Raw genomic sequence first — 17,366 nt, forward strand, 5'->3', positions numbered from 1 at the left:
AAAGCCGACACATCGGCATCAAGACAGCCCCTGAAGGCGTCGGCCCAACGGAGAGTCAGACTCCCCGCCACAACCAGAAACATCATCACTGCCCAGCGGCGCACATCCGCGGGCTCAGCCGCGCAGCCGCTCCTCAAGGCGGTCGAGGAAGATCCCCTGCTTGGCCACGATCTTCGTGCGCGCCTGCGCGAGATCCAGCCAGGCCACCCGGTCGATCTCGGGGAAGGCCTGAAGCCGCCCGGACCCCCTGGGCCACTCCATCTCGAATGTGCCCGGGGTGATCTGCCGCGGATCGAGATCTGCCGCCAGCGCCCAGACCGTCACGACCTTGCCCCCGGTCTGCTGGACGGAGCCGAGCGGAAGGAGGTCGCCCGGGGGCGGCGGCAGGCCCAGCTCCTCCTGGAACTCCCGGCGCGCCGCGGCCTCCGGGGTCTCGTCCGGTTCGTACTCGCCCTTGGGGATGGACCACGCGCGCTCGTCCTTGCGCGCCCAGAAAGGCCCGCCCATGTGGGCGAGAAGGACCTGCGGGACGGAGACCGGGCCGGTCCCTGCCCGGTCCGCCGACGCCGGGTCCGCCGCCTCCGCCTCCGCTCCCGTCGCCTCCGCCCCGCGGAACAGCAGGATTCCGGCGCTTCGTTTTGCCGTCACGGTGCCCAGTGTGCGCTGCGCCCGCCCGGTCCGCCGCCGTGGCCCATCACACCTTGCGGGCGTAGCCGAGATAGGTGACCTGGGGCCGGGTGTCGGGGGCCAGGACGAAGTCGACGATGGGCGGGATCTCCTCGTCGGTGATCCGCCCGCGGCGACGGTCCATGGTGGCCTTGACCAAGCTGCGCGGATCACGGGGCTTGAAGTCGCAGATGTCCTCGTTGCGCAGCCCGTGGCGGCGCAGCGCCTCCGTCATCTCGGCGGGGGTGCGCAGCCGCTCGGCGGTGTAGCGGCCGGGCGGCATGATCCGGGTCATGGGCAGGCGCTGGAAGGCGATGAGGTAGATCAGCCGGGACACCGGGGTGCGGTTCACGGTGTCGTAGATCAGCACACCGTCCGGTGCGAGCGCCCGGGCCCCCTCCGCCAGGACCGGGTCGAGGGCCGAGGTGACCTCGAAGGTGTCCGCGTAGTAGACGAGGTCGTACGCGGCATCGGCGACACCCAGCTCCTCCGGCGGCGCGGTTTCGTACCGGACCGCGGCTCGCTCCCCCTCGCCCGTCTCCCGCTCGTCCGTCTCCCGCGCGATCGCCGTCGCGGAGGCGGACGGGTCGACGGCGACAACGTCGAATCCCAGCCCGGCCAGGCCACGGGCCAGCAGCCCGCGGCCGCTCCCCACCACCAGGGCCCGGCTCCCGGCCGCGGTCAGGCCGACGCTGCGCAGGGTTTTGTCCACGTACTCCAGGCGGCTGGCCTGGAAGGCGACGGCTCTGATCTGACGGCCGTCCACCGTTTCGGGTAACGGTGAGTCCAGTTCTATGCGCGGCGCTCGGGCCATGCTCTGTCCCCTCTTCTCCCTCTTCGGTTCTGCCCTCGTGTTCGGCTCGTCCGACGTTAACAAGGGGCGTACGGCGGCCCGCCACCGGCGGTTCGCGGGGGCGGCCGTGGGCACTCGACCGACGATGCCGACAGCGCGACGCTGGGGGTGCTGATCATGCGCTACGAAGAGCTGACGAGCCAGGTCCAGGCGCTGGCACAGCTGCCCGACCGGCGGTCGGCGGAGCGGGCGGTACGCGCCACGCTCGAAACGCTTGCCGAGCGGATCCCGGACGGTCTGGCCGACCACATGGCGGCGCAGTTGCCGCCCGAGGCCGCCGACTCCATGCGGCGGGTGGCCGCGTCGCACGAGGCCTCACCCGCACAGCGGTCCCACCGGCGCGACCACGGCGAGCGGTTCGACCTCACGGGCTTCGCGGGGCGGATCGCCTGGCGCGCCCGGACGTCGGAGGACGAGGCGATCCGGGAGGCGAGCGTGTTCTTCGAGGTGCTGGACTCCGCGGTGAGTCCGGAGCTGATGGAGCGGCTGTACAAGGCGCTGCCGGGCGATATCCGGGAGCTGCTGCCCGAGGCGCGGGCCTTCGAAAGCCGAGGGGGCGAAGAAGGCCGGAAGGGAAGGTGAGCGTATGAACATCCTGATCTGGCATGTGCACGGCTCATGGACCAAGGCGTTCGTCCAAGGCCCGCACCGCTATCTGCTGCCGGCCCTGCCCGACCGCGGGCCCGACGGCCTCGGCCGCGGCCGCGGCCGCGGCAGCACGTTCACCTGGCCCGCCTCGGTCACCGAGCTGAGCCCCATGCTGCTGCGGGACGCCCCGGTCGACCTCGTGGTCCTCCAGCGGCCGCACGAGGCGGCGCTCGCCGAGTGCTGGCTGGGCGGACGCCGCCCCGGGCGCGATCTGCCCGCCGTCTACGTGGAGCACAACACGCCGGACGGACACGTCCCCCTCACCCGCCACCCCTGCGCCGACCGGGACGACCTGCGCGGTGTGACCCTGGTGCACGTCACCCACTTCAACCAGCTCTTCTGGGACAGCGGCACCGCCCCCACCACCGTCGTCGAACACGGCGTCGTCGACCCGGGCCAGCTGTACACCGGGGAGCTGGACCGCGCCGCGGTCGTCGTCGACGACCCGGTCCCGCGCGGCCGCGCCACCGGCACCGATCTGCTGCCCGCGCTGAGCCGGGCCGCGCCGCTGGACGTCTTCGGCGTGCGTACGGAAGGACTCGCCGCGTATCTGGGCCTGTCCGGGGACCGGCTGCGCCGCGCGGCGCTGCCGCAGGGCCGGCTGCACGCCGAGATGGCGCGCCGCCGTCTGTATCTGCACCCCGTGCGCTGGACCTCGCTGGGGCTGTCCCTCCTGGAGGCCATGCATCTGGGCATGCCCGTCGTCGGCCTGGCCACCACCGAGGCGGTCGAGGCGGTGCCCGAGGGGGCCGGTGTGCTCTCCACCCGCCCCGATGTCCTCGCCCGCGCCGCGCGGACCTATCTGCGGGAGCCGGGCGCGGCGGCCGAGGACGGGGCGCGGGCCCGCCGCGCGGCGCTCGAGCGGTACGGGCTGGGGCGCTTCCAGGACGACTGGGAGCAGCTGCTGGCGGAGGTGACCCGCTGAACAGGCCCGCTTACCAGACGTCGCCGTCGCGCCAGTCGCAGATCAGCTCGGCGGACACGTCCAGGGGGACCGCGGCCGACAGGACGAAGATTCCGCCGTCCTCCTCCGCGGTGCGCCGGACGCCCTCCGGGGTGAGCGCCGAGGTGGGCCCCTGCCACCGCTGCCAGCCGCGCGCCGCGTAGAAGTCCGCCGCCTCGTCGGCGGCGCCCAGCGCACCGAGGTCGTAGGCGCCGCGCACCACCCGCTCCAGCGCCGCCATCATGGCCGCGCCGTGTCCGCGGCCGCGCCGGTCCGCCCGTACCCCGACGCCCTCCACATAGCCCGCGCGCAGCGCCCGCCCGCCGTGCAGCAGCCGCCGCTGCACCACCGACGCATGGCCGATCAGCTCGCCGTCCTCCCAGGCCAGGGCGTGGATGCCGCCGAGGGCGTGCTCCCAGTCGTGGTCGCTCATATCGCCCTCGAAAACGTCGTCGAGCAGGGCGCGGGCCGCCTTGAGGGTGGCGGGATCCAGGTCACAGGTGTGTGCGGTGCGTATATCGGCCATAACGCCATCGTCACATCCGGTGGGCGGGCGGCGCAGCGAGATTTCGGCGACTTGACAAAGCCGGTTGCCGGACCGGCAAATAGGAGGGTGACGGATGAGGATTTCTCGCATGTGCTGACGGGTGTCGGGCCGCGGCTGAGGTCGCTGCGCCAGGCGCGTGGCGCCACGCTGTCCCAGCTGAGCGAGATGACCGGGATCTCCGTGAGCACTCTGTCGCGCCTGGAGTCGGGGCAGCGCAAGCCGACCCTGGAGTTGTTGCTGCCCCTGGCCAAGGCCTATCAGGTACCGCTGGACGAGTTGGTCGGCGCGCCCGCCACCGGTGATCCTCGCGTCCATCCCCGGCCCTTCACCCGGCACGGAAGGGTCTTCGTACCGCTGACCCGCCATCTCGGCGGGTTGCACGCCTACAAGATGATCCTGCCCGCCGGGCAGCCGCCCGAGCCCGAGGGCACTCGGCTCGAGCAGAAGGTGCACGAAGGGTACGAGTGGCTGTATGTGCTCTCCGGCCGGCTGCGGCTCGCGCTGGGCGAGCACGACCTCGTCCTGACCGCGGGCGAGGCCGCCGAGTTCGACACCCGCGTACCCCACGGCTTCGCCGCCGCGGGAGACCAGCCCGTCGAGGTGCTGAGCATCTTCGGGACGCAGGGCGAGCGGATGCACGTACGGGCCCGCCCCTCGGGCAGCTGAGGGCGGCATGGGCATGGGCGCGGCCACGCGCCTAGACAGCGACCACGCAGTCGTCGGAGCTGTTGGTGCCCAGGACACTGACGATCCCGGCGGTGCCATCGCCGAAGAACCGGGAGAACATGCCCGCCGGACGCCCGCCGAACAGCAGCGGCCCGAACACCGGGGCCACCTCGACGTCATGCGGCTCTTCGGCGCCGTCGGCGACCATCGCCAGCCGGCAGCCGCGCGGCGCCACGTATTCCTGCACCACGCTGGTGCCCGTCCCGGCGGCCGCGGCCACCGCCGCCTCCCACTCCGCCTGGCCGGTCTCCCGGCCGATGACGACCTGTTTGCCGCTCATCCCGATGCTCTCCTTGAGCACCAGCAGCTCGCGATTGTCCACGGCGAAGGGGACGAGGTCGACCTTCCGCCCGCCCCGGTTCGTCCAGCGGTGGGACAGGACCCGGGTCCACGGCAGATACCGGTCGACCAGGGCCCGCTCCGCCGCGCTCATCCACGGCCGCCCCTCCGACAGCAGGCCCATGGTCAGCTTGCTGGACAGAAACGTGGAGGTCTGGGTCCCCACCAGCAGACAGCCGTGGTCCAGCGCGGCCTGTACGGGCGCGGTGTCGATGCCCAGCTCGACCCAGTCCGGGATGGTGAAGTTCCGCAGCCCCAGCGGATAGCGCAGCCGCAGCGGACAGTCCCATGCCGAGTTCAGATCCTCGGGCTCGAAGAAACGTGCCGTCAGGCCATGGCTGTTGAAGTAGTCCGCCTCCACATCGAAGTACCGGGTGGACTCCACCCCCTGGTCGCGGGCGCTGCCCACCAGGGCCACCCGGGGCGCCACGGCCAGCTCCGCACACAGCGCCCGGAACATCTCGGCGCGCACGGCGAACGGGTCCTGATAGCCGAACGGCACCCGGCCCGCGTCATCGGCGTAGAGCTTGCGCCACACTTCCAGGCGGCAGTGTGTCTCCACCGGGCCGCCGAGCGCGCCGCTGACATTGAACTCCAGAAAACGCGGCCCGTCCGGCCCGATCACGATGTCCGGCCGGGTCACACAGTCCGCGTAGCGCTCCTCGACGAACTGGTCGGCCACGAACAGCTGGTGTTCGCTCGCCGGCATGCGGTACGCCGCCAGCCTGCCGTCCGTGGTGGGCGCGGACTCCAGGGCGGTACGGCGCACCAGGTCGAGCAGCGCGGCGGTGGCGCGGAACAACTCGGCGTACGACGCGCGCGGCAGCGCGATCGGGGCGGCGGGCAGCAGTGGCTGATACGGCCAGCCGGTGTCCCGGATCTCGGTGCGCAGCATCTCCCGGATGGTGTCCGCGGACGCGGCGGGCTTCAGCCGGTGGCGGCCGAACCACGGGTGTCCCGACGCCCCCGGTGTGCCGATGTCCTCGAGCGCGCCCATCCGGCTTCCCCCGAATCCCAGACGATCTCAATTCGCCTTTGCCAACCGCGAATTGGCCGAACGTCAGCATAGTCGGCGCGGTTACCCTTGGTGGCATGACGCTGCGCCGGGTCCGGGACAACGAGTACGTCGAAGAGCACGGTGGGGACTACGAGGACTTCGAGCCCGGCATGGTGATCAGGCACTGGCCGGGCCGGACCATCACCGAGACCGACAACACCTGGCTGACCCTGCTGACCATGAACCAGCACCCGCTGCACTTCGACCGGACCTACGGGGAGGGCGCCGAGTACGGGCGAGTGCTGGTCAACAGCGGGATCACGCTGTGTCTGGTCGGTGGTATGACCGTGCAGGCGCTGTCCGCGCGGGCGGTGGCCAACCTCGGCTGGGACAAGGTCCGCTTGAAGGAGCCGGTGTTCGTCGGCGACACGCTCTACGCGACCAGCCGGATCCTCGGCAAGCGGCGGTCCAGGTCCCGGCCGGGGCAGGGGATCATCACGGTGGAGACCACCGGCGCCAAGTCGACCGGGGAGACCGTCATCGTCTTCGAGCGGTCCTTCATGGTGCGCTGCCGCGAGGCGGACTGACTCACCCCGGCTTCCCGCCGGCGGCCTCGTGGAGCGCGGCCGCGGCGGCGGTGTCCTCGATGGCCATGCCCACCCCGCGGAACACCGAGGTCCGGCCGTCCGCCGCACTCGCCCCGGTCACTCCGGTCACCAGCGCGCCCAGTTCATGCAGTTCGGCCACTCCGATCAGCCCATCGGCAAGCGCGGCCCGCACCTCGCCCGCGTCCTCGAGCGCGGCGGCCCGCTCCTCCACGACGACGAACGCGGACGCGAGCAGCGCCGGGTCGACCTCGATCGCATCCTCGTGGGTGCCGCCGATCACGTTGATATGTGCCCCGGGGGTCACCCAGTCGGCCGCCACCAGCGGTGTCCGGTCGTCGGTCGAGGTTGCCGTGCAGATGACGGCGGCGTCGGCGACGGCGTCTCGTGCGGTGTCGCACACCGAAACCTCAACCGGGTGGCCAGGGAGGTCCGGGTGGCCCGCTGTGGCGCGGATCCACTCCGCGAACGTCTCCGTACGGGCCCGGGTGCGGGAGAACACCCGGACCGAGCGGATCGGGCGTACGGCGGACACGGCCCGCACCAGCGCCCGCGCCTGCACCCCGGCGCCGAGGACGGCCAGGACCTCGGCGTCCTCAGGCGCGCAGAGGCGGGTCGCCAGGCCGGCCACCGCACCGGTCCGGACGGCGGTCAGCTCGGCGCCGTCCAGCAGCGCGGTGATCCGCCCGGTGTCCAGGTCGGTCAGCACCACCACGCCGTGGATCAGCGGCAGTCCACGGTCCGGGTTGTCCGGGGTGAGCGTGGTGATCTTGACGCTGCCCACCCCGCGCCGCTCCCACACCGCCGTACCGGCCAGCAACTGCCGCCGCGGACCGTGCACACCGCCGTACGAGTCGTGTGCGCCGTGCTCAATGATCGTGCGGGCCGGGGATCGCGTCCGGCCCGCCGACAGATCGGCGAACACTTCGGCCAGCGCGTCGATCACCCGCACCAACCGGTCCCGGCCCGCCATATCCTGCGCGCCAATGGTCACCGGCCCACTCATGGGGTGGCCTTCCGGGTGCTCAGCTCAGCCACCACATCGACGATCAGGTCCTCCTGCCCGGCGATGGCCTGCCGTCTGCCGAGTTCGAAGAACACATCGCGCGGATCGACTCCGGCCCGCCCGGAGTGGTCGAGCACCTGGTGTTTGAACCCGGAGAACACCCCGGCCAGACCGCTGACGATGGACAGCGAGCCGGTGATCGGCGGCGTGGGCATCAGCTCCCGCTCGGCGAACTCGGCGGCGTCGAGCAGCGCGTACAGATCGATGCCGGTGGCGAATCCGGTGCGCTCCAGCACCGGGACCACCACCTCGAGCTGGGTGTTCCCCGCCCCGGCGCCGAAGCCGCGCGCGCAGCCGTCGATGATCCCGGCCCCCGCCTCGGCGGCGGCCACGGAGTTGGCGACGGCCATGCCGAGGTTGTTGTGGCCATGGAAGATCACCGGTACGCCCGACGGCCCGACGGCCTCGACCATCGCGCCGATCCGGTCGGTGACGTCCTGCGGCAGAAAGTGGCCCGCGGAGTCCATGATGCCCACCGCCCGTGCCCCGTACCCGACCGCGCGCGTGGCGTGCTCGGCGAGTTCGGCGGGGGTGGCCATATGGCTCATCATCAGCACGCAGTGCGCCTCCGCGCCCTGCTCCGCCAGCAGCCCGAGGTGGCGCTCGGCCAGCGAGGTCTCGGTGCAGTGCACACCGATACGGATCACATCGGCGCCGTGCGCCACCGCCTTGCGCAGATCGTCGGAGGTGCCCCAGCCGGGCAGCATGAACACCCCCATTTTGCTGTGCCGCAGGGCTTCCCGCACGGTCGACAGCATCTCGTCGTCGCTGACGGCGGCCCGCCCCACCTGGAGGGAGGAAGCGCCCAGGCCATTGCCGTGGCCCACCTCCACCACCGGGATCCCGGCCGCGTCGGCCGCCTCGGCGTACCCCCGCAACGCCGCCACGCCGAGTTGATGCCGCACCGCGTGCTGGCCGTCGCGCAAGGTGGGGTCGTACATCACCACGGACCTCATCGGCCCACCGCCGTCCTGCCGGCCGGGGCGAGCCGGGCCGCGTGCTGCTCGGCGACCAGGATGGCGGCCGAGTTGATGATGTCCAGGTTTCCGGCGTACCGGGGCAGTACGTCGCTGTCCGCGGTGACCTCCAGGGAGACCACGACCCGGTCGCCGGTCACCGTGCAGGCGATGACCTCGTACCCGGGCTGATGCGCCCGCACCCGCTCGGCGGCGGCGTCGACCAGGGCGCGCACCGCCTCGGCGTCGGCCCCGGGGACGATCGCGTGGACGGCGGTCCGGAAGGTGGCCGGGGGCACGGCCGGGCTGATGTTGAGGATCGCCTTGGTGTCGGGCACGCCTGCGAGCGTGGTGAGGGCGTGCTGGGTGGTGGCGATGTACTCGTCGAGGTTGAGCCGGGTGGCCCGGCCCGCGATGGTGCCGGCCACGGTGGAGACGGCCTCGAGGTACGCCACCTCGAACCGCTGGGCGAGGGCGTGGGCGATCGGAATCGACGCCTGTCCGCCGCAGCTGATGAGGCTGACGTTGCGCTCGGCCGGCGGGCGGGTCCCGGTCACCGTGGGCACCACCATCCGGCCGACCCGGCTGGGGGTCAGGTCGATCAGCAGCGTGTCCAGCGGCTGGAGCAGCCGCCAGTGTTCGGCGTGCGACATCGCGTTGGTGGCGTCGAACACCACGTCGTACGGGCGCGGGGCCGCGAGGATCGCGTCGATGCCCTCCGCCGTGGTCGGACAGCCGAGCTCGGCGGCGTACCGTAACCCCTCGGACTCGGGGTTGCGCCCGGCCACCCTGCCGCAGTTCAGCACGGTGGAGCGGTGGATCTTGCCGACCAGGTCCCGGCCGATGACCCCGGTGCCGATGACGGCGACGGTGATGGGCGGGACGGTGCCGGGCCCGGCGGTGGCGCGCTCAGCGACGGTCATGGCCCGCCTCCTCGCCGCCGCCACCGGTGCCGCCCACATCGCCGGTGCCGCCCATGCCGCCACCTCGGCCGAACCGCTCGGCCCAGGCGTCCCCGCGCGCCACCGTGGCGCGCGCCATCCGGGCGAACGGCGGGCCGACCATGTTCCCGTCCAGGACCGCGATTCCGCCGTCCGCCGCCCGTACGGCCTCGGTCACCCGCCGGGCCAGCCGCAGCCCGGCCGGGTCGGGCCGCAGGGCCCGGTTGATCGCGGCCAGTTCGCTGGGGTGCACGGTCACCTTGCCGTGGAAGCCCAGCTCGCGCACCCGGTCGATCTCCTCGGCCAGCGTTTCCGGCTCGGCCAGCCGGAAGTTGGCGGTGTCGATCAGGGCGGTGCCGTGCCGGGCGCCGGCCAGGGCCATCGCCTGGCGGGCGGCGAGCAGTCCCGCCCAGCTGATCTCGATGCCCAGGGCGGCGGCCAGGTCCGCCGAACCGAGGATCAGCCCGTCGGCAGCCGCCGCGATGGCGTCGACGTCGGCGACGGCGGCCGGGGTCTCCACGGTCACATAGATCTGCGGGCGGACCCCCGCCGAGGCGAGGGTGTCGCGCATCAGCGCCACCTCGACCGCGGACTTCACCATCGTCATCACGATGAAGCCGGGTTTGACCGGGCATTCGGCGAGCATCACGATGTCGTGCACGGCTTCGATGGTGCCCAACTCGTTGACGCGTACGGCGGCGTTCGCGGGCTCCGGCGCCTTCTCCAGCGCCGCCCGGCACACCCGGCGCGCCGCGGCCTTCTCCGGTGGCGGAACGGCGTCCTCCAGGTCGACCAGATGCACATCCGCGTCGTAGGACCACGCCCCCACGACCCGGTCGAGCGACAGCGCGGGCGTGTACAGGATGGAGCGCGGGATCGCCCGGGCGGTGTGTGTCATCCGGCCCCCTCCTCCGGCACGGGGGCCGCCTGCGGGACGCCCGCCTCGGCCAGGGCCGCGCACAGCCCGCGGATCTGCTCCTCGGTCTGGCCCGCGCGGAGCATCACCCGCAGGCCCGCGGTACCGCGGGGGACGATCGGGAAGAACACCGGGGAAACGTAGAACCCGGCCCGGTACACCCGGCGGCCCGCCTCGATGACCGTCTCGTCGCTCATCGGCACGAGACGGATCGGGAACGCCGTCCCGGTCTGCTCGGTCTTGATGTGGCTGTCGAACAGCGCGATATTCGCCCGCAGCCGCCCCTGGAGCTCGGTCAGCTCCTCGGTGCGGTGGATCTCCGCCGAGGCCAGCGAGGCCCCGACCGCGGCGGTGTTCATCGGCTGCGAGTAGCTGAGGGCACCCGCGAACCGCTCGACCACGCGCAGCGTGTCCTTCGGGTAGCCGTCGAGCAGGATGGCCGCGCCGCTGGTCCCGAAAGCCTTGTTCAGGGTCGCGACGGTGATCGTCCGCTCGTCCAGCACGGGGCAGTGCGTGCGTACGTAGCCGATGCCGCGCTCCCCGTACGCCGAGAGGGAGTGCGAGTCGTCGTAGTACACCAGCAGCCCGTACGTCTCCTGCAACTCCGCCAGTTCCCGCACCGGCGCGTATCCGCCCAGGCTGTCCGAGCCGTCCACGACGTAGGCGACCCGCTCGTACCGCTTGCACATGTCCTCGAGGAACCCGAGGTCGTGGTGGCCGCAGCTGACCACCTCGGTCTCGTCGGCGCAGGCGGGTTTTGCCCCGGCCATGGACACATGGCAGTTCTTGTCGAACACCATCAGCGGTCGGATCCCATTGCCCAGATGCCCGGAGGCGATCAGCGGCAGCAGTCCGGCGCTGGCCACGCCCGCCGAGATCGCGGCCACCACGTCGGCGCCGAACAGTTCGCCGAGCGATGCCTCCAGCTCCAGCAGCGCCGGGATCTGCACCCGGCTGCGCGGAATGCAGTGGTCGAGCACGCCGAACCGGCGCAGCGCGGCGACCGCGCCCTCGATGACCTTGGGGTGTGAGTCGAGGTCCAGATAGGAGCAGCAGGTGAAGTTGGTGAACTCGTGGCCGTCCTCGGTGTGCAGCACGCCGGGGTTGTTGTCGTCGAGTTCGGCCACGATCCCGGCGAGGCCGTTGCGCTCGGACAGGTCCCAGAAGGCGTTTCCGACGCCGACGGCCGTGTCGTTGTTGCGGTAGCGGTGCGTGGGCTCGATGGTTTCGCGCCCGATGGTTTTGCGCCCGCTCATGACGCCGCCTCGGCGGGCTGGTAGTTGTAGACGCCCTTGAGCTTGCGGTAGGCGGCCGTGTAGAGCGCGACGCCGAGCACATACGGTCTGCGGAGGATCTTCGGGTCGCGCAGCCAGAAGTTCATGTTGATGTTCATCTCGTCCAGCGATTCGGCCTGGTGCCACCAGCCGAGCGGGAGGTAGAGCATCTGTCCGGGCTCCAGGATCAGCTCCCGGCGCTCGGCCAGCTTGGAGACGAGCTTGGGGAAGCGCCGCCGGTCGACCTCGTCGAAGTCGAAGGCCCGGGACTTGTCGCCGAACCCGCGCGCGATCGACCTCGGGTAGTACTCCAGGAATCCCGGGGGTGCCAGCACGAACCGCTTACGGCCTTCCAGCGCTATGTTGAAGTTCTCCAGCTCGTCGAAGTGGCTTTGGGTGAACACTCCGCGGTGGCTGATCCACAGGTTGGCGGCGTTCAACGAGCGTCGGTAGTCGAACAGTTCTCCGGCGTCAAAGCCGAGGATCGCGTCGACATCGGCCGGGCTGTTGCGGATGTTCGACACGATACGGTTCCAGGTGCCGGGGTCGGTCTGGTATCGGTCGTCGTCGAAGAACTCGCGGAGCCGGATCTCCTTGGTGGTCCACCGCCGTGAATTCTGCTTGTCGCTCGGCTCGGTGAACAGGGTCACCTTCATGTTTCCCAGGCGCTCGGCCACGCCTTCTCTGCCGAGGCCCCGGGCGCCTTTCGGTAAATCGATCACCACGGGGACATCCGCCCGGATGAGGGCCCGCCGCCCGAAGGCCATGAACTCGTCGAACGAGAGACGGGGAACCGGTAATCCCCCGAGTCCCTTCCGCTCGGACACGCCATGCGCTGTGCTCACAACTCAGTCCTCACGCTGTCGTAACGTCATTGTTCTCAAACGGTGGTTCCCGAAGCCGCTTCCGGAGCCGGCCTTGTCCTCAGGAGGGCCGGCTGTCCTGCGAGGCTCAGCCCCATGGCGAGGATTCCGCCGCCGACCGCCGCCCACGCCGCCTGCTCGAAGCCGCCCGGATCGGCCAGCCGCCCGCCCACGGCCGTGCCCAGGGCGATGCCGAGGGCACCGGCGCTGGTGAGCCACGAGAACCCCTCCGACAAGGAGCCCTTGGGGGCCAGCGACTCCAGCAGTGTGCTGCCCGCGATCAGCCCCGGGGAGATCGCCACACCCGCGACGACGGCGAGCAGGCCCATCACCAGTAAGGAGTCCGCGAAGGCCAGGGGGATCACGCCGAGCGTCAGCACGGAGGTGGTGATCGAGAGCAGCCGCGCCTGTGACAGCCGCCAGTTCACCGCCCCGTAGACCGCCCCGGCGATCAGGCTGCCCACCGCCGTCAGCGACAGGAACACCCCGGCGAGACCGGAGTGCGACCGCTCCTGGGCGAACGCGATCATCGTGACGTCGACCGCGCCGAGCAGAAATCCCATCCCCGCGTAGGAGACCATCAGCACCCGCACCCCGGGCACCGCGATCGCCCGCTCGGGGCCGCGGCCCGAGGTCGGCTCGGGCACCGGCTCGGACTGGCGGTGCAGCGCCAGGGCGATGGAGCCGGTCAAGGTCAGGACCGCGCAGGCGATCAGGCCCGCGGCCGGGTGCACCGCCGAGGCCAGGACGGTGGCCAGCAGCGGCCCCAGCAGGAAAATCGTCTCGTCCAGCATGGATTCCAGGGCGTAGGCCGTCCGCAGCGCTCCCCGGTCGGCCATCGCCGCCCACCGCGCTCGCATGAACGAGGTGAACGAGACCGAGGCGCATCCGGTGGCCACCGCCGGGACGATCAGCAGCCACAGCGGGGCCTCCAGCAGGATCGACACCAGCAGCACGCCCATCCCCACCGCATGCGCCAGGCACGCGGTGAGCAGCACCCGCCGCTGGCTGAGCCGGTCGGCCAGCCGCCCCAGCACCGGGCTGGCCACGCCCTGCGAGACGAGCATGGCCGCGGCCACCGTCCCGGCGTCCGCCAGTGACCCGGTGACCGAGGAGATCAGCATCACGCAGCTCAGGGACCGCATGGCGATGGGGAATCGACCGACCATCCCCCAGAACGCCAGCGCGGCGGCGCCGGGCGCCCGTAGCAATCGGAAATAGGACCCGAGCCCGGAATTCAAGCTCGCTGTGCCTTCGGACACCCTGCCCCCGTCAGTGTGAAACGGCCATTCCGAAAATTACTGACGATCTCGATCCGGAAAACTCAAGGAACGCAACCGGTTCAGGAACGAATTGTTCCGCACCGGCCGTGTCGATCCCTGTTCCCCCGTTCCGCCCGCTCAATACAGCGAATCGTCATAATAGGCGGGCCGTCACCCGGTTGGCCATGGGGAGGCGGCCGTAACCGATTCGACCGAGGAGGCAGTCGTGACCGAGCGGACGTCCGAGAGCCAGGAGCCCGAGCGGGAGCTCCAGGCCCCGGAGGGCCCGGAGGGCGAGCAGTCCGAGACCTTACGCCAGCGCAAGAACGGCCTGGGGCGAGGCGTGAGCGACGAGCTCGCCGAGAACATGAAGCAGGGCTGGGCCGACACCGAGCGGCACGACCTCGAACCCATCCCCCAGGCCGCGCACACCGCCCGCCGCCGCGCCGCGCTCTCCGCCCGCTTCCCCGGCGAGCGCCTGGTGATTCCGGCCGGCCGACTGAAGGTCCGTGCCAACGACACGGACTACCCCTTCCGCCCCTCCTCCGACTACGTCCATCTGACCGGCGACCGGCCCGCTGAATGCGCTGACGGCGTTCTGGTGCTGGAGCCCCGGAGCGAGGGCGGCCATGCGGCCACCGCGTATCTGCTGCCCCGCTCCGACCGTGAGAACGGCGAGTTCTGGCTCTCGGCGCAGGGCGAGCTGTGGGACGGCCGGCGCAACAGCCTCACCGAGAACGAGAAGCTTCTCGGCCTGCCCTGCGAGGACGTCCGTAAGCTGGCCGACTGGCTGAAGGAGGCCACCGGCCCGGTCCGGGTGCTGCGCGGCTACGACGCCGGTGTCGAGGGCGCGTTGCACGACAAGGTGACCGCCGAGCGCGACGAGGAGTTCCGCGGCTTCCTCTCCGAGATGCGCCGGGTGAAGGACGAGTTCGAGATCGCCGAGCTGCGCTTCGCCTGCGAGGCCACCGCGCGCGGCTTCGAGGATGTGGTCAAGGTCCTCGAAGCGGCCGAGGCCACCTCCGAGCGCTATATCGAGGGCACGTTCTTCCTACGCGCCCGCGTCGAGGGCAACGCCGTCGGCTACGCCTCCATCTGCGCCGCCGGCCCGCACGCCACCACGCTCCACTGGGTGCGCAACGACGGCCCGGTGCGCCCCGGTGAACTGCTGCTGCTCGATGCGGGCGTGGAGACCCGCAACCTCTACACCGCGGATGTGACCCGCACCCTGCCCATCGACGGCCGCTTCACCCCGATCCAGCGCAAGATCTACGACGCGGTGTACGACGCGCAGGAGGCCGGAATCGCCGCTGTCAAGCCCGGCGCCGGCTACCGCGACTTCCACGAGGCGGCCCAGCGGGTGCTCACCGAGCGCCTGGTGGACTGGGGCCTGCTCGGCGACCTGTCGGTGGACAAGGCCCTCGAACTCGGTATGCAGCGCCGCTGGACCCTGCACGGCACCGGCCACATGCTCGGCCTCGACGTCCACGACTGCGCCGCGGCCCGTACCGAGATGTACGTGGGCGGCACGCTGGAGCCCGGGATGGTGCTCACCGTCGAGCCCGGGCTGTACTTCCAGCCCGACGATCTGACCTTGCCCGAGGAGTACCGCGGTATCGGGGTGCGGATCGAGGACGACATCCTCGTCACCGACGACGGCACCGAGAACCTGTCGGCCGGCCTGCCCCGGCAGGCGGACGAGGTCGAGGCCTGGATGGCCGGCCTGAAGGGCTGACGCCACTCCCCGACGTCTGGGGTGCACTCCCCACCGTATGCGTCCGGGGTGCGAGGCTGCCGCCCCGCGGCGCACAACGGGGAGAGTCACCGCGGAGCGGCAGCCGGCCCGAGTCGGCGCGACCCGGGAGAGCCTCCGGAGGCGTGGGTTCCCCGGAGGCTCTGCCGGGGAGTACGGCCCCTGGCCCCGTATTGTTCAGCCTTCCACCACATTCGGTTTGCCGCGGCGGCCCGGCCCTTGCCAGGCTGTCCCCATGCTGACCGCCCCGCTGCCCGAGCTCATCGACGAACTCCTCGCCGGCCCCCTTCCGTTGCCGATCGTCGCGGCGGGAGTCCCGGTTCTGCGCCGGCCCGCCCTTCCGTACGAGGGGCAGCTGTCGGCCGGGCAACTGGACCGGCTGGTGCGAGCCATGCGGGAGACCATGCAGGCCGCCCCGGGGGTCGGCCTGGCCGCCCCGCAGATCGGCGTTCCGCTGCGGATCGCGGTCATCGAGGACCCGGCCGAGGTGAGCGCGGAGGTGCGGGAGGCGCGCGGGCGGGTGCCGCTGCCCTTCCGGGTGCTCGTCAACCCCTCGTACGAGCCGGTGGGCGACCCCGGCCACCGGGCGGCGTTCTTCGAGGGCTGTCTCAGCGTGCCCGGGTGGCAGGCCGTGGTCGCCCGCCCCGAGCGGATCCGGCTGCGGGGCCAGGACGAGCGGGGGCGTGAGCTGGACGAGGAGTTCGCGGGGTGGCCCGCGCGTATCGTCCAGCATGAGACCGACCACCTCGAAGGCACGCTCTACCTCGACCGGGCCGAGACCCGCTCGCTCGCCTCGGCGCGCTCCGTCGCCGAGCTGTGGTCCCAGCTCACCCCCGCCGACGCGGCCCGCGCGCTCGGCTTCCCGCTGCCGGGCTCGGCCGAACGGTAAACCCCGTCTGGTACGACGCGTGGGCGTCGCCCGGGTGGACATCACATGTGGCGCCCGTGGCGGCACACGTTCGTCATCGTCCGGCAGTCGTCGAATCACCGTCCGGACACTGCCGCGTTCTCGTGCCGGGGCAACACTTGCGAAGCCATTCCACGCCTTCGCTGGTGCTCGACTCCCCTGAACGGAGAACAGGAATGCATGTGCTCTCGACAACTTCGGTTCCGGCGGACGCCCGCTCCTACGTCACCTCGATCGCGGACACCGACGAGCAGATCCACGCCGCCCAGCGGCTGCGCTACCAGGTCTTCGGGCAGGAAAAGGGAGCCCGGCTGCACACCGTCGGCGACCGGGACGTGGACGAGTTCGACGAGGTCATGGACCATCTGATCGTCACGGACACGTCGACGGACACCGTGGTCGGCACCTACCGGCTGCTGCCGCCCGGGCGCAGCGAGCGGCTGTACTCGGAGACCGAGTTCGATCTGCGCGGACTTCCGGACGAGATACGTCTCTCGATGGTCGAGGCGGGCCGGGCCTGTGTCCACCCCGACCACCGCTCGGGCGCGGTGATCAATCTGATGTGGGCCGGGCTGGCCCGGTATGTGCTGCTGTCCGGCCACCGCTATCTCGCGGGCTGCGCCTCGGTCCCGCTGGCCGACGGCGGGCAGGCCGCCGCGGACGCCTGGCTGCTCGGCACCACCCGGCACGCCGCGCCCGCCGATGTGCGGGTGCTCCCGCGCGACCCGTGGATGCCCACCCGGCCGCTGGTCGCCGAGCCGGGCTACGCCGCGCTGCCGCCGCTGCTGCGCGGCTATCTGCGGGTCGGGGCCTGGATGTGCGGGGCGCCGCAGCACGAGCGGGACTTCGACGACGCCGACTTCTTCGTGCTGCTCGACACGGAGAAGATGAACGACCGCTATCGGCGCTACTTCCTGGGCGAGTCCCGGTGACCCTGCCGGTGCCGGCGCCCTCGCCTGCGGGGGCGCCGAGAGGCATACGGGATACGGGGGCCGCCGGGTCCCCGTGGACCGCCTGGTCACCGTGTAGTACCACCCGCTGTGTGGCGCACGCCGCCGCGCGGGTGCCGGCCTCGCGCGTGGCCGGGCGCGCCGCGTCCTTCGC

The 17,366-nt window shown here is 71.6% G+C and carries 17 protein-coding genes and 1 pseudogene; 7 read left to right on the plus strand and 11 right to left on the minus strand.

What is annotated here, in order from left to right; all coding sequences use genetic code 11:
- Positions 1-114: 114 nt before the first annotated feature.
- On the minus strand, positions 115-648 hold the full coding sequence (locus tag ACWDSL_RS44060) for an NUDIX domain-containing protein (RefSeq protein ID WP_450494153.1): 534 nt from the start codon (positions 646-648) through the stop codon (positions 115-117).
- A 46-nt stretch (positions 649-694) separates the two neighbouring features.
- Positions 695-1,480, minus strand: a complete 786-nt coding sequence (locus ACWDSL_RS44065) for a class I SAM-dependent methyltransferase (RefSeq protein ID WP_450494155.1) — start codon at positions 1,478-1,480, stop codon at positions 695-697.
- 156 nt (positions 1,481-1,636) lie between these two features.
- Between ACWDSL_RS44065 and ACWDSL_RS44070 the strand changes: the two genes are divergently transcribed.
- Entirely contained in the window at positions 1,637-2,101 is a 465-nt protein-coding gene (locus tag ACWDSL_RS44070; RefSeq protein WP_450494156.1) for a DUF2267 domain-containing protein, read from the plus strand.
- 4 nt (positions 2,102-2,105) lie between these two features.
- A complete protein-coding gene (locus tag ACWDSL_RS44075; RefSeq protein ID WP_450494158.1) occupies positions 2,106-3,092 on the plus strand; it encodes a glycosyltransferase in 987 nt (328 codons plus the stop codon).
- Positions 3,093-3,102: 10 nt separating this feature from the next.
- Here ACWDSL_RS44075 and ACWDSL_RS44080 read toward each other — a convergent pair whose 3' ends face one another.
- Positions 3,103-3,636, minus strand: a complete 534-nt coding sequence (locus ACWDSL_RS44080; protein ID WP_450494160.1) for a GNAT family N-acetyltransferase — start codon at positions 3,634-3,636, stop codon at positions 3,103-3,105.
- Positions 3,637-3,723: 87 nt separating this feature from the next.
- Here ACWDSL_RS44080 and ACWDSL_RS44085 point away from each other — a divergent pair, with 87 nt between their 5' ends.
- Positions 3,724-4,323 carry a helix-turn-helix domain-containing protein gene (locus ACWDSL_RS44085; protein WP_450494161.1) on the plus strand — a complete coding sequence of 200 codons (600 nt, stop codon included), beginning with the start codon at positions 3,724-3,726 and terminating at the stop codon, positions 4,321-4,323.
- 31 nt (positions 4,324-4,354) lie between these two features.
- Here the strand turns inward: ACWDSL_RS44085 and ACWDSL_RS44090 are convergent, their stop codons facing one another.
- The gene (locus ACWDSL_RS44090; protein WP_450494162.1) at positions 4,355-5,719 is read right to left on the minus strand and encodes a hypothetical protein; all 1,365 of its coding nucleotides are present in this window, start codon (positions 5,717-5,719) and stop codon (positions 4,355-4,357) included.
- 95 nt (positions 5,720-5,814) lie between these two features.
- On the opposite strand from ACWDSL_RS44090, the gene ACWDSL_RS44095 reads away from it, so the two are divergent.
- Positions 5,815-6,306, plus strand: coding sequence for a MaoC family dehydratase (locus ACWDSL_RS44095; RefSeq protein WP_450494164.1), 492 nt, complete (start codon positions 5,815-5,817; stop codon positions 6,304-6,306).
- A gap of 1 nt (position 6,307) precedes the next feature.
- Here ACWDSL_RS44095 and ACWDSL_RS44100 read toward each other — a convergent pair whose 3' ends face one another.
- The 7 genes and pseudogenes from ACWDSL_RS44100 to ACWDSL_RS44130 form a co-directional block, all read right to left on the minus strand.
- Positions 6,308-7,330 carry an ornithine cyclodeaminase family protein gene (locus ACWDSL_RS44100; RefSeq protein ID WP_450494166.1) on the minus strand — a complete coding sequence of 341 codons (1,023 nt, stop codon included), beginning with the start codon at positions 7,328-7,330 and terminating at the stop codon, positions 6,308-6,310.
- Positions 7,327-8,337, minus strand: a pseudogene (gene dmpG, locus ACWDSL_RS44105) (4-hydroxy-2-oxovalerate aldolase); the annotation flags it as partial. The gene ACWDSL_RS44100 and the pseudogene dmpG, both read right to left, overlap by 4 nt.
- Positions 8,338-8,342: 5 nt before the next feature.
- The gene (locus ACWDSL_RS44110) at positions 8,343-9,269 is read right to left on the minus strand and encodes an acetaldehyde dehydrogenase (acetylating) (RefSeq protein WP_450494167.1); all 927 of its coding nucleotides are present in this window, start codon (positions 9,267-9,269) and stop codon (positions 8,343-8,345) included.
- Positions 9,256-10,185 carry an HpcH/HpaI aldolase/citrate lyase family protein gene (locus tag ACWDSL_RS44115; RefSeq protein WP_450494169.1) on the minus strand — a complete coding sequence of 310 codons (930 nt, stop codon included), beginning with the start codon at positions 10,183-10,185 and terminating at the stop codon, positions 9,256-9,258. Before ACWDSL_RS44115 ends, ACWDSL_RS44110 begins: the two co-directional genes overlap by 14 nt.
- Positions 10,182-11,459 (minus strand): 8-amino-7-oxononanoate synthase family protein, encoded by a 1,278-nt coding sequence (locus ACWDSL_RS44120; RefSeq protein ID WP_450494171.1) that lies wholly within the window; start codon positions 11,457-11,459, stop codon positions 10,182-10,184. The genes ACWDSL_RS44115 and ACWDSL_RS44120 overlap by 4 nt, the downstream gene beginning before the upstream one ends.
- Positions 11,456-12,322: a cupin-like domain-containing protein gene (locus ACWDSL_RS44125; protein WP_450494173.1), complete on the minus strand. Its 867-nt coding sequence runs from the start codon at positions 12,320-12,322 to the stop codon at positions 11,456-11,458. Before ACWDSL_RS44125 ends, ACWDSL_RS44120 begins: the two co-directional genes overlap by 4 nt.
- Positions 12,323-12,357: 35 nt before the next feature.
- Positions 12,358-13,485: an MFS transporter gene (locus tag ACWDSL_RS44130; protein ID WP_450494175.1), complete on the minus strand. Its 1,128-nt coding sequence runs from the start codon at positions 13,483-13,485 to the stop codon at positions 12,358-12,360.
- 343 nt (positions 13,486-13,828) lie between these two features.
- Here ACWDSL_RS44130 and ACWDSL_RS44135 point away from each other — a divergent pair, with 343 nt between their 5' ends.
- The 3 genes from ACWDSL_RS44135 (at position 13,829) to ACWDSL_RS44145 (ending at position 17,194) form a co-directional block, all read left to right on the plus strand.
- Positions 13,829-15,337 (plus strand): aminopeptidase P family protein, encoded by a 1,509-nt coding sequence (locus ACWDSL_RS44135; protein WP_450494176.1) that lies wholly within the window; start codon positions 13,829-13,831, stop codon positions 15,335-15,337.
- 253 nt (positions 15,338-15,590) lie between these two features.
- Positions 15,591-16,244, plus strand: a complete 654-nt coding sequence (locus ACWDSL_RS44140) for a peptide deformylase (RefSeq protein ID WP_450494178.1) — start codon at positions 15,591-15,593, stop codon at positions 16,242-16,244.
- A gap of 194 nt (positions 16,245-16,438) precedes the next feature.
- Positions 16,439-17,194, plus strand: a complete 756-nt coding sequence (locus tag ACWDSL_RS44145) for a GNAT family N-acetyltransferase (RefSeq protein WP_450494179.1) — start codon at positions 16,439-16,441, stop codon at positions 17,192-17,194.
- Positions 17,195-17,366: the final 172 nt, after the last annotated feature.

This window comes from Streptomyces sp. NPDC000941 (genome assembly GCF_053599555.1).

Coding starts and splice junctions, on each gene's coding strand:
- ACWDSL_RS44065 (WP_450494155.1), bottom strand. CDS start 1,480: ATGGCCCGAGCGCCGCGCATAGAACTGGACTCACCGTTACCCGAAACG.
- ACWDSL_RS44070 (WP_450494156.1), top strand. CDS start 1,637: ATGCGCTACGAAGAGCTGACGAGCCAGGTCCAGGCGCTGGCACAGCTG.
- ACWDSL_RS44075 (WP_450494158.1), top strand. CDS start 2,106: ATGAACATCCTGATCTGGCATGTGCACGGCTCATGGACCAAGGCGTTC.
- ACWDSL_RS44080 (WP_450494160.1), bottom strand. CDS start 3,636: ATGGCCGATATACGCACCGCACACACCTGTGACCTGGATCCCGCCACC.
- ACWDSL_RS44090 (WP_450494162.1), bottom strand. CDS start 5,719: ATGGGCGCGCTCGAGGACATCGGCACACCGGGGGCGTCGGGACACCCG.
- ACWDSL_RS44095 (WP_450494164.1), top strand. CDS start 5,815: ATGACGCTGCGCCGGGTCCGGGACAACGAGTACGTCGAAGAGCACGGT.
- ACWDSL_RS44100 (WP_450494166.1), bottom strand. CDS start 7,330: ATGAGTGGGCCGGTGACCATTGGCGCGCAGGATATGGCGGGCCGGGAC.
- ACWDSL_RS44110 (WP_450494167.1), bottom strand. CDS start 9,269: ATGACCGTCGCTGAGCGCGCCACCGCCGGGCCCGGCACCGTCCCGCCC.
- ACWDSL_RS44115 (WP_450494169.1), bottom strand. CDS start 10,185: ATGACACACACCGCCCGGGCGATCCCGCGCTCCATCCTGTACACGCCC.
- ACWDSL_RS44120 (WP_450494171.1), bottom strand. CDS start 11,459: ATGAGCGGGCGCAAAACCATCGGGCGCGAAACCATCGAGCCCACGCAC.
- ACWDSL_RS44130 (WP_450494175.1), bottom strand. CDS start 13,485: ATGCGGTCCCTGAGCTGCGTGATGCTGATCTCCTCGGTCACCGGGTCA.
- ACWDSL_RS44140 (WP_450494178.1), top strand. CDS start 15,591: ATGCTGACCGCCCCGCTGCCCGAGCTCATCGACGAACTCCTCGCCGGC.
- ACWDSL_RS44145 (WP_450494179.1), top strand. CDS start 16,439: ATGCATGTGCTCTCGACAACTTCGGTTCCGGCGGACGCCCGCTCCTAC.